Origin of the sequence: Streptomyces sp. NPDC101166, assembly GCF_044768125.1 — a bacterium.
GTDB lineage: Bacteria > Actinomycetota > Actinomycetes > Streptomycetales > Streptomycetaceae > Streptomyces.
In genome coordinates, this window is sequence record NZ_JBIWPF010000044.1 from 1 (window position 1) to 12,658 (window position 12,658).

2 protein-coding genes are annotated in these 12,658 nt (G+C 70.3%); both read left to right on the forward strand.

Annotated elements, in window-relative coordinates; all coding sequences use genetic code 11:
• A partial coding sequence (locus ACIRS4_RS35895; RefSeq protein WP_404204098.1) for an amino acid adenylation domain-containing protein occupies window positions 1-4,280 on the forward strand: 4,280 nt, incomplete at its 5' end.
• On the forward strand, window positions 4,280-12,658 hold an 8,379-nt coding region (locus ACIRS4_RS35900), incomplete at its 3' end, for an amino acid adenylation domain-containing protein (RefSeq protein WP_404204101.1). The genes ACIRS4_RS35895 and ACIRS4_RS35900, both read left to right, overlap by 1 nt.

Sequence of the window (12,658 nt, forward strand, 5' to 3'; positions counted from 1 at the left end):
GTCTGGTGAGCGGTGTTCCGTCGGCGTTCGCGCAGATGGTGGCGGCGGGTGAGGTCCGGGCGCGTCCGCGTACGGTCGTTCTGGCCGGTGAGGCGCTGACGGCGGATGCGGTGGCGGGTGTTCGCGCGGCCGTGCCCGGGGCGCGGGTGGCGAACATCTACGGCCCGACCGAGGCGACGGTCTACACGACGGCCTGGTACGCGGACACGGACGTGGACGGAGTCGTCCCGATCGGCCGGCCGATCTCGAACGCGCGTGTCTACGTCCTGGACGGCGGTCTTTCCCCGGTCCCGCCGGGGGTGGCGGGTGAGCTGTATATCGGGGGTGCGGGTCTGGCTCGTGGTTATCTGGGCCGGCCGGAGCTGACGGGTGAGCGTTTCGTCGCCGACCCGTTCTCCACCGACGGCGGGCGTCTGTATCGCACCGGTGATGTGGTCCGCTGGTCCGCGGAGGGGCAGATCGAGTATCTGGGCCGTGCGGACGAGCAGGTCAAGATCCGTGGCTTCCGCATCGAACTCGGCGAGGTCCAGTCGGTCCTTGCCGGGCATCCACTGGTGGCCCAGGCCGTGGTCGTGGCCCGCGAGGACGTACCCGGCGACAAGCGCCTGGTGGCATACGTCGTCCCCGACGACGACGCGCTGACCGGCGAACTCACCTCTCAGATAGTCGACTTCGCGAGCGACCGCCTGCCCTCCTACATGGTCCCCTCCGCGATCGTCGTCCTCGACGTCCTTCCCCTGAACGTGAACGGCAAGCTCGACCGCAAGGCGCTCCCCGCGCCGGACTATTCGGCGGGCAAGGCGGGAGCCGGACGTGGTGCTTCGAACGTGCGCGAGGAACTGCTGTGCAGCGTCTTCGCCCAGGTTCTGGGGGTTCCCGAGGTCGGCGTGGACGACGACTTTTTCGCGCTCGGCGGTCACTCCCTCCTGGCCGTCCGTCTCATCAGCCGGGTCCGCACGGTTCTTGGGGTCGAGGTCCCGCTGCGGGCCCTGTTCGACACCCCGACGGTGGCCGGTCTCGCGGCCGGCCTGGAGGGTGCCGGGCAGGCGCGGCCGGCCCTGACGGCAGGGCAGCGACCCGAGCGGACCCCGCTCTCCTTCGCCCAGCAGCGCCTGTGGTTCATCAACCAGTTGGAGGGGCCGAGCTCGACTTACAACATCCCGTTCGCCCTCCGGCTCGACGGAGGAATCGACCGGGACGCGCTCGGGCGCGCCTTCGGGGACGTGATCCGCCGCCACGAGGTCCTGCGAACCGTCTTCCCGACGGCCGAGAACGGCGAGCCGTACCAGAAAGTCATCGAATCGACCGGCCTCGACGGGCAGTTGGAGTACGTCACCGTTCCGCCCGACGAGCTGGACCGCGCCGTCGCGAAGGCCATCGCCCGCGAGTTCGACCTCGCCGTCGAGGTTCCGATCCGTGCCACCCTCTTCGAGGTCGGTCCAGACGAGCGTGTGCTGGTCGTGGTGGTCCACCACATCGCGGGTGACGGCTGGTCGACGGCCCCGCTGGCCCGCGACCTGTCGACGGCCTACGCGGCACGGAGGGTCGGTGAGGCGCCGGAGTGGACGCCGCTGCCGGTGCAGTACGCGGATTACGCGCTGTGGCAGCGCGAGCTGCTCGGCGACGAGAGCGACCCCGACAGCGTCATGGCCCATCAACTCGCCTTTTGGCGCGAGACACTGGCCGGCTCGCCGGAAGAGCTGGAACTGCCCTTCGACCGGTCCCGCCCGGCAGCCGCCTCGCACCGCGGCCACCGTGTCCCCCTCGCCGTCCCCGCCGAGGACCACGTGCGCCTCGGGGAGGTCGCACGGGCCGAGGGCGTGACCACGTTCATGGTCCTTCAGGCGGCCCTGGCGATGTTGCTGTCGAAGCTGGGTGCGGGCACGGACATCCCGATCGGTTCGGCGAACGCGGGCCGTACGGACGAGGCGCTGGACGACCTGGTCGGTTTCTTCATCAACACCCTGGTCATCCGCACCGACCTGTCCGGTGACCCGACGTTCCGTGAGGTCCTGGACCGGGTGCGGGAGGCGAGTCTGTCGGCTCTGGCGCATCAGGAGGTGCCGTTTGAGCGGCTGGTCGAGGAGCTGGCCCCGAGCCGGTCGATGTCCCGGCATCCCCTGTTCCAGGTCCAGTTGGACCTGCAGAACAACGCCGAGGCCGTGCTCGACCTCCCCGGTGTACGGGCCGGTGGCGTCACCGTCGCGAAGACGGTCGCCAAGTTCGACCTGGAGGTCCGGGTCTCCGAGGCATTCGACGAGGAGGGCGCCCCGGCCGGGGTGCGCGGCTCCGTGGTAGCCGCAGCCGACCTTTTCGACCGGGAGACGGTCGAAGGCCTGAGCTCGCGCCTGGTCCGGTTGCTCGGACAACTGGTCGCCGACCCCCGTACCCGGCTGAGTGCTCTCGATGTCTTCGGTGAGGGTGAGCGGCGTCGGGTGCTGGTCGAGTGGAACGACACCGAGATGGATCTGGGTTCGGTGTCGGTGCCGGAGTTGTTCGAGGCGCAGGTGGTGCGGGCGCGGGATGCGGTGGCGGTGGTGGCGGGCGGTGAGACGGTCTCGTACGGGGAGTTGGATGCTCGTGCGGGGCGGTTGGCTCGTTATCTGGCCGGTCAGGGGATCGGTGCGGAGTCGGTGGTGGGTCTGTGTCTGCCGCGTGGGGTGGACATGGTGGTGGCGGTTCTGGCGGTGTGGAAGGCGGGGGCGGGTTATCTGCCGGTCGATCCGGAGTATCCGGCGGAGCGGATCGGGTTCATGCTCGCCGATTCGGGTGCGGTGTTGACGCTGACGACCGAGGAGGTCCTCGACGATCTCCCGGCGGGTCGGAACCGGTTCGTGGCGTTGGACAGCGCGTTGGTGCGGATGCAGCTGGATGCCGAGTCGGCGGAGCCGCTGGGCAACGAGGTCGATCCGCGGTCGCTGGCGTATGTGATCTACACGTCGGGTTCGACGGGCCGGCCCAAGGGCGTGGCCGTCACGCACGGGGGACTCGCCAATTACGTGTCCTGGGCTGCGGACGCGTATGGGATGGGCGAGGGCGGGGGTGCTCCGTTGCATTCCTCCCTGGCCTTCGATCTGACCGTGACCAGTGTCCTGGTGCCGTTGGTCTCCGGTTCGGCGGTCGTGGTCAGCGGTCCGGGCGGGGCGGAGGGGCTGGCCGAGCTCATCAAAACCTCCGACGCCTTCGGTCTGGTCAAGGCGGTTCCTGCGCATCTGCCGTTGTTGGCGGAGATGCTCACGTCAGGGCAGGCGGCCGCGTCGGCCCGCACGTGGGTCGTGGGTGGTGAGGCGCTGCCCGGTGCGGTGGTGCGTGACTGGCTCGCTCGGGCTCCGGGCTCGGTGATCGTCAATGAGTACGGGCCCACCGAGACGGTGGTGGGCTGCTGTGTGTTCGAGGTCGCGTCCGGTCAGCAGGTGGGGGACGCGGTCCCGATCGGCCGTCCGATCGCCAACACGCGCTTGTATGTGCTGGATGCGCGTCTGCAGCCGGTGGCTGCGGGTGTCGCGGGCGAGCTCTACATCGCCGGCGCCCAGCTGGCCCGAGGCTATGTGAAGCGTCCCGGCCTGACAGCCGAAAGGTTCGTGGCGAACCCCTTTGAGCCCGGACAGCGGATGTATCGCACGGGAGACGTGGCCCGCTGGAGCGCGGACGGTCTCCTGGAGTACCTGGGCCGGGCGGACGAGCAGGTCAAGGTGCGCGGCTTCCGCATCGAACCCGGCGAGGTGCAGGCCGTGGTGGCCGCGCACCGCGAGGTCGCGCAGGCGGCCGTCGTCGCCCGCGAGGACACCCCCGGCGACACCCGACTCGTCGCCTACATCGTCCCCACCGACCCTGACGGAGCGGACCAACTAACCGCAGCAGTGAGACAGTTCACCGGCAGTCGTCTCCCCGATCACATGGTCCCGTCCGCAGTGGTCGTCCTCGACGCCCTGCCGCTGACCGCCAACGGCAAACTCGACCGCAAGAACCTCCCCGCCCCCGAACACTCCCTCTCGGCAGGGCGCGGGCCGGCCAACCGCCAGGAGGAGATCCTCTGCGTGGCCTTCGCCGAGCTCCTGGGCCTGCCCGAGGTCGGCGTGGACGACGACTTTTTCGCGCTCGGCGGCCACTCCCTGCTCGCCGTCCGCCTGACCAGCAGGATCCGCGCCGAACTGGGCGTCGAGGTCCCGCTCCGGGTGCTCCTCGAGGCATCGACCGTGGCGGCACTCGCACAACAACTTGCCCACCAGAAGACAGCAAGGCCGGCGTTGCGGCCCATGCGTAACCAGGAGGAGTCCTGATGATCCCGTTGTCCTTCGCGCAGCGGCGGTTGTGGTTCCTCAGCCAGTCCGAGGGCCCGAGCTCCACTTACAACATCCCGGTCGTGCTGCGCCTCTCCGCCGACACCGACGGTGCCGCGCTCGGCGCCGCCCTGCGGGACGTGATCGGACGGCACGAGGTCCTGCGTACGGTCTACCGGGTCGCGGACGGCGAGCCCTACCAGCACATCCTGAAGTCGGCCGACCTGGAGTGGACGCTGACGGTCGCCGAGATCGCCCCGGCCGGTCTCGACGACGCGATCGCCGCTGTTCTCGGGCACACCTTCGACCTGTCCGCCGAGATCCCGATCCGTGCCTCGCTGTTCTCCACCGGCGGCGAGGAGCAAGTGCTCGTCCTGGTGACGCACCACATCGCCAGCGACGGCTGGTCCAAGCGCCCGCTGGCCCGTGACCTCTCGGTCGCCTACGAGGCACGGTCCCAGGGCCGGGCCCCCGAGTGGGAGCAGCTGCCGGTCCAGTACGCCGACTACACGCTCTGGCAGCGCGAGATGCTCGGCGACGAGTCGGACCCCGACAGCGTGATGGCCACGCAGATGTCCTACTGGCGCGGCGTGCTGGCCGACATCCCGCAGGAACTGGAGCTCCCCGTCGACCGCTCGCGGCCGGCCGTTCCCTCGCACCGCGGCCACAAGGTGCCGCTGACCGTGTCCGCCGCGGCGCACACCCACCTCGCCGAGCTTGCCAGAGCCGAGGGCGTCACCCCGTTCATGGTGCTCCAGGCCGCCCTCGCGGCCGTCCTCTCCCGCCTCGGCGCGGGCACCGACATCCCGATCGGCACGACGGTCGCCGGACGTACGGACGTCGCCCTCGACGACCTCGTCGGCTTCTTCATCAACTCCCTTGTCCTGCGCACGGACGTGTCGGGTGACCCGACCTTCACCGAACTGCTCGCGCGGGTACGACAGGCGGGCTGGGCGGCCTTCGAGCACCAGGAGGTACCGTTCGAGAAGCTCGTCGAGGAGCTGGCCCCGGCCCGCTCCCTGTCCCGGCACCCGTTGTTCCAGGTGATGCTGAAGGTCCAGAACACCGGCGAGGCCGTCCTCGACCTGCCCGGCACAGGCAGCGGGAACGCACCGGCCCCGACCCGCGACGCGCGGGCCAAGGGACGGACCGCTGCACACAACGGCCCGGCCACCAGCGAGTCCGCGGCGAAATTCGACCTGGACGCCTCGGTCACGGAGCTCTTCGACGCTCAAGGCGCCCCGGCGGGTCTGCGTGGTTCGGTGGTCGCCTCCGCCGATCTCTTCGACGTGGGGACGGCCGAGCGCATCGTGGCCCGCTGGGCCCAGGCCATTGAACTGTTGGTGACGGCCCCGCAGTCCCGGTTGAGTGAGATCGAGGTGCTGGACGGAGCTGATCGCGGGCTGTTGGCGGGGTGGAACGACACGTCCGTTCCGGTGGGGGCCGCCTCTCTGCCGGAGTTGTTCGCGGCGCAGGTGGCGCGGACGCCGGAGGCGACCGCTGTGGTGGCGGGTGGGGTGTCGCTGTCGTATGCCGAGTTGGATGTTCGGGCGGACCGTTTGGCGCGGTTCCTCGTGTCGCGGGGCGTGGGTCCGGAGTCGTTGGTCGGTGTCTGTCTGGAGCGGGGGGCCGATCTGATCGTCGCTCTCCTCGCGGTTCTGAAGGCGGGCGGCGCGTATCTGCCGATCGATCCCGCCTATCCGGCTGAGCGGATCGCGTTCATGGTCGAGGACGCGGCGCCGGTGGCGGTGCTCGCCTCCACCGCGACGGCGGGCGTGCTGCCCGCGACCCACGCGTCCGTGGTGCTGCTGGACGAGGTGCAGACGGTTACGGCGCTGTCGGGTTTGGAGGACGGTCCGCTGGGTGTGGAAGTGCGGCCGGAGCATCCTGCCTATGTGATCTACACGTCGGGTTCGACGGGGCGTCCCAAGGGTGTGGTGGTCACGCATCGGGGTGTGGTGAGTCTGTGCGAGGGTCACGGCCGGACGGTGTTCGGGGGGGCCGGGGGGCGGCTGAGGGTCGCTTTGACGACGTCTGTGTCGTTCGATGCGTCGTGGAATCAGCTGGCGGCTCTGTTCTCGGGTCATGAGCTGCATGTGGCGGACGCGGAAACGTGGCTGGACGCGGGGCGTCTGGTGGCGTGGATGCGCGCGTCGCGGATCGACTTCACCGAGATCACACCTTCCTACCTGCAAGTCCTTCTGGAGGAGGGACTGTTGGAGGGGGAGTACCGACCGTCGCGGGTTGGCGTGGGCGGGGAGGCTGTGCCGGGCGACTTGTGGCAGAGGCTGCGCGCGGTGGAGGGCGTGGAGGGCTTCAACTTCTACGGCCCGACCGAGGCGACCGTCGACACCGCGATCGCCCGCCTGTCCTCGTCGGCCGACGTCGTGGTCGGCACCCCTGTGCCCAACGCCCGCGTCTTCGTCCTCGACGAGACTCTGCGCCCCGTCCCCGTCGGTGTCCCCGGCGAGCTGTACGTCTCAGGCGCTGGGCTCGCTCGCGCCTACGTCAACCGTCCGGCCCTGACCGCTGAGCGTTTCGTGGCGTCGCCCTTCTCCTCTGCTGGTGGGCGCATGTACCGCTCGGGTGACCGGGTGAAGTGGACGGCCGAGGGCCGGTTGGTGTTCCTGGGCCGTGCCGACGATCAGGTCAAGGTCCGTGGTTTCCGGGTCGAGCTGGGTGAGGTCCGGGCGGCTGTCGTCGCGCATCCGCAGGTCGCGCAGGCGGCGGTGGTGGTGCGTGAGGACGTCCCCGGCGACCGCAGGCTCGTCGCGTACGTGGTGAGCACCGGCGAACCGGATGTCCCGGTCGCGGAGTTCGTCGCGCGCAGTCTTCCGGAGTACATGGTCCCCTCGGCGGTGGTCACGGTCGAGGCGCTGCCGTTGACCGCGAACGGCAAGCTCGACCTCAAGGCGCTGCCCGTCCCGGAGCATGCGGCGGTCCGGGTGGCGCGTGGTCCGTCCAACGCCCGCGAAGAGATCCTGTGCGCCGCGTTCGCCGAGGTCCTGGGCCTGGAGAGCGTCGGCGTGGACGAGGACTTCTTCCAGCTCGGCGGCCAGTCACTGCTCGCCATCCGCCTCGTCGCCCTCCTCCAGAAGCGCGGCGTCTCCGTCTCCGTCCGCTCCTTCTTCCAGGCCCCCACCCCGGCCGGCCTCGCCGCCTCCGCCGGTGCTGTCCAGGTTGCCGTCCCGGCCAACCTGATCCCAGCCGACACGACCGAGATCACCCCCGGGATGTTGCCGTTGGTCGACCTGACGGCCGACGAACTGGCCGCCGTCGTCGCCACGGTCGACGGCGGTGCGGCGAACATCGCGGACGTCTATCCGCTGGCCCCGCTCCAGGAGGGCCTGCTCTTCCATCATCTCCTCGCTGACGGCGGGGACGACGCCTACGTCATGCCGACCGTGCTCGAGTTCGATGCCCGTGACCGGCTCGACGCCTTCGCGGACGCGCTGCGGCAGGTCGTGGACCGCCATGACATCTACCGCACCTCCATCGTGTGGGAGGGACTGCGCGAGCCGGTCCAGGTCGTCTGGCGCCACGCCACCCTGCCCGTCACCGACGTCACCCTCGACCCCGAGGGCGGCGATCCGACCGAGCAGCTCCTGGCCGCCGGCGGTCTGCGCATGGACCTCACCCAGGCCCCGCTGATCCGCATGCACGCCGCCCGGATCCCGGGCAGCGGCCGCTGGCTGGGGCTGCTGCGGGCGCACCACGTGGTGCGCGACCACACCGCCCTGGAGATCGTCTTCCGCGAGGTGCAGGCGATCCTCGCGGGCCGCGGCCGGGAGCTGGCGCGGCCGCTGCCCTTCCGCAACTTCGTCGCCCAGACCCGTGGCGCCGTCGCACGCTCCGAGCACGAGCGGTACTTCGCCGGCCTGCTCGGCGACGTCACCGAACCCACCGCGCCTTTCGGCGTCGCCGACGTGCGCGGCGACGGCGCGGCGGCGGTACGCGAAGTCGTCCCCTTCGACGCGGAGCTGACGGTGCGGCTGCGGGAGGTCTCCCGGCGTCTGGGCGCCAGCCCGGCCACGGTCATGCACGTCGCATGGTCCCGTGTCCTCGCCGCGGTCAGCGGCCGCGACGACGTCGTCTTCGGCACCGTCCTGTTCGGCCGGATGAACGCCGGCGAAGGCGCCGACCAGGTCCCCGGCCCCTACATGAACACCCTCCCCGTCCGCGTCCGCACCGACGCACTCGGCGTGCTCACGGCCGTGACCGCGATGCGCGGCCAGCTGGCGGAGCTCCTGGAGCACGAGCACGCCCCCCTCGTCGTGGCCCAGCGCGCCAGCGGTGTCACCGGTGACACCCCTCTGTTCACCGCCCTGTTCAACTTCCGGCACAACCCGGGCCGCAGCGCCGAGGAGCGCGCCGACAAGCGGCGTCACGAGGGCATGGACGGCATGCGGGCCGTCTTCACGCGTGAGCGCACCAACTTCCCGCTGATGGTCTCGGTCAACGACAACGGCGACCTGTTCACGCTGGCCGTGGACGCGGTCGCGCCGATCGACCCGCGCGTGGTCGGAGAGTTCGTGCGCACGGCCGCGCAGAACCTGGTCGCTGCCCTCGAATCGGCCCTGGACCACGGCGAGGACGTGCCGCTGCGCAACGTCCAGGTCCTGGACGAGGCGGGGCTTCGGCAGGTGCTGACCGAGTGGAACGACACGGCTGCGGAGGTGGTTTCCGGTTCGCTGCCGGAGTTGTTCGAGGCGCAGGTGGTGCGGACGCCTGAGGCGGTGGCGGTGGTCTCGGGTGGTGTGGAGGTCTCGTATGCCGAGTTGGAGGCTCGTGCCAACCGTCTGGCCCGTCGTCTGGTGGTGGAGGGTGTGGGCCCGGAGTCGTTCGTGGGTGTGTGTCTGCCGCGTGGCGTGGAGTCGGTGGTGGCGCTGCTGGCGGTGGTGAAGGCGGGTGGCGCCTATCTGCCGATCGATCCCGCTTATCCGGTCGAGCGGATCGGTTACATGTTGGCGGATGCGGCCCCGGTGGTGGTGCTGGCGTCGGCGGATACGGCTGCGGTGGTGCCCCAGTCGGATGCGGTCGTCGTGGTGTTGGACGAGGTGGAGTGGGCGGGGGTCGAGGATGGTCCGCTGGGTGTGGAGGTCAGGCCGGAGCATCCCGCGTATGTGATCTACACGTCGGGTTCGACGGGCCGTCCCAAGGGTGTGGTGGTCGAACACCGCTCTGTCGCCGCTCTGTTGGCTTGGGCGGCGGGGGAGTTCGGGGGTGAGGACTTCCGGCGGGTGCTGGTGTCGACGTCTTTCAACTTCGATGTGTCGGTCTTCGAGTTGTTCGGTCCGCTGGTGTCGGGCGGTTGTGTCGAGGTGGTGTCGGATCTGCTGGCTCTGGCGGATGCGGATGCGGATGCGCCGGTCGGTGATGTGAGTCTGGTGAGCGGTGTTCCGTCGGCGTTCGCGCAGATGGTGGCGGCTGGTGAGGTCCGGGCGCGTCCGCGTACGGTCGTTCTGGCCGGTGAGGCGCTGACGGCGGATGCGGTGGCGGGTGTTCGCGCGGCGGTCCCCGGGGCGCGGGTGGCGAACATTTACGGTCCTACCGAGGCGACGGTCTACACGACGGCCTGGTACGCGGACACGGAGGTGGAGGGCACGGTCCCGATCGGCCGGCCGATCTCGAACGCGCGTGTCTACGTCCTCGACGGCGGCCTCTCCCCGGTCCCGGCAGGTGTCGCGGGTGAGTTGTACATCGCGGGTGCGGGTCTGGCTCGTGGTTATCTGGGCCGGCCGGAGCTGACGGGTGAGCGTTTCGTCGCCGATCCGTTCTCTACTGACGGCGGACGTCTGTATCGCACCGGGGATGTGGTCCGCTGGAATGCCGAGGGTCAGATCGAGTATCTGGGCCGTGCGGACGAGCAGGTCAAGATCCGTGGTTTCCGCATCGAACTCGGCGAGGTCCAGTCCGTGGTCGCCGCGCACCCCGAGGTCGCGCAGGCAGTCGTCATAGCCCGCGAGGACGTGCCCGGCGACAAGCGCCTGATCGCATACGTCGTCCCCGACGACGACGCGCTGACCGGCGAACTCACCTCCCAGATAGTCGACTTCGCGAGCAACCGCCTGCCCTCATACATGGTCCCCTCCGCGATCGTCGTCCTCGACACCCTCCCCCTGAACGTGAACGGCAAGCTCGACCGCAAGGCGCTCCCCGCGCCGGAGTACGCCACCGGCAGCGGGCGCGGCCCGTCCGACGCCCGTGAGGAGATCCTGTGCGCGGCCTTCGCCGAGGTCCTGGGCCTCGACGCGGTCGGCGTGGACGACGACTTCTTCCGGCTCGGCGGCCACTCGCTCCTCGCGATCCGCCTGGTCGCCCTGCTCCGTACGCGCGGTGTCTCCGTCTCCATCAGGGCTCTCTTCGACGCCCCGACCCCGGCCGGCCTCGCTGCCTCGGCCGGCTCCGAGCAGGTGGCGGTCCCGGCCAACCTGATCCCGGCCGGCGCGACCGCCATCACCCCCGAGATGCTGCCGCTCGTCGACCTGACCGCTGACGAGATCGCGCGGGTCCTCGCCACCGTCGACGGTGGGGCGGCCGACATCGCAGACATCTACCCGCTCGCCCCGCTGCAGGAGGGCCTGCTCTTCCACCATCTCCTCGCCGACGGCGGCGAGGACACGTACGTGATGCCTACGGTCGTCGAGTTCGACACCCGCGACCGGCTCGACACCTTCACCCGGGCGCTGCAGAGCGTCGTCGACCGCCACGACATCTACCGCACGTCCATCGTGTGGGAGGGCCTGCGGGAGCCGGTCCAGGTGGTGAGGCGGCAGGCGACCCTGCCGGTCGACGTCCTCACCCTGGACGCCGGGGGCGGCGACCCGGTGCGGCAGCTCCTCGCGGCCGGCGGCGGCTCGATGGACCTGCGCCGTGCCCCGCTCATCCGGGTCCACGCGGCCCGCTTCCCCGGCGGGGACCAGTGGCTCGCGCTGGTGCGGATCCACCACATGGTGCAGGACCACACCGCCCTGGAAGTCATGCTCGCCGAGGTCAACGCCTTCCTCACCGGACGCGAAGCCACGCTCACGGAGCCGCTGCCCTTCCGCACCTTCGTCGCCCAGGCGCGAGCGGGAGTCACGACCGGAGAACACGAGCGGTACTTCACCGACCTGCTCGGCGACGTCACCGAGCCCACGGCCCCCTTCGGTCTGGTCGACGTCCACGGCGACGGCACGGCCACCACCCGCGCCCGGGTCGTCTTCGGCGACGAACTGCACACCCGCCTGCTCGACGTCTCCCGCCGACTGGGCGCCAGCCCCGCCACATTGCTGCACCTGGCGTGGGCCCGCGTCCTCGCCGCGGTCAGCGGCCGTGAGGACGTGGTCTTCGGTACCGTCCTGTTCGGCCGGATGAACGCCGGCGCGGGCTCCGACCGGGTGCCCGGTCCCTTCCTCAACACGCTCCCCGTCCGCGTGCGCACCGACGCACTCGGCGTCCTGACCGCCGTGTCCGCGATGCGCGGCCAGTTGGCGGAGCTCCTGGAGCACGAGCACGCGCCGCTCACGGTGGCGCAGCAGGCCAGCGGTGTCACCGGTGATGCGCCCCTGTTCACCGCGCTGTTCAACTACCGTCACAACAGCGGTGTTACGACCGAGGCTGACGCCTCCCCGGTCCGCGACGAGCGGCTGGACGGGATCAGGAGGGTGTTCTTCGAGGAGCGCACCAACTACCCCCTGATGGTCTCGGTCGACGACAACGGCGACCGGATCTCGCTGGCCGTCCACGCGGTCGCGCCGATCGACCCGGAGACGGTGGGCCTCTTCCTGCGCACGGCCGCGCAGAACCTGGTCACCGCTCTCGAATCTGCCCTCGACCACGACGAGGACGTGCCGCTCAGCTCCATCCAGGTCCTGGACGAGGTCGAACGTCACCGCGTGGTGAGTGAGTGGAACGACACGGCTGCGGAGGTGGTTTCCGGTTCGCTGCCGGAGTTGTTCGAGGCGCAGGTGGTGCGGACGCCTGAGGCGGTGGCCGTGGTCTCCGGCGGTGAGTCGGTCTCGTACGCCGAGTTGGAGGCTCGTGCCAACCGTCTGGCCCGTCGTCTGGTGGCGGAGGGTGTGGGCCCGGAGTCGTTCGTGGGTGTGTGCCTGGAACGCGGTGTGGAGTCGGTGGTGGCGCTGCTGGCGGTGGTGAAGGCGGGCGGCGCGTATCTGCCGATCGATCCCGCCTATCCGGTCGAGCGGATCGGTTACATGCTTGCGGATGCGGCCCCGGTGGTGGTGCTGGCGTCGGCGGATACGGCCGCAATGGTGCCCCAGTCGGATGCGGTCGTCGTGGTGTTGGACGAGGTGGAGTGGGCGGGGGTCGAGGATGGTCCGCTGGGTGTGGAGGTCAGGCCGGAGCATCCCGCGTATGTGATCTACACGTCGGGTTCG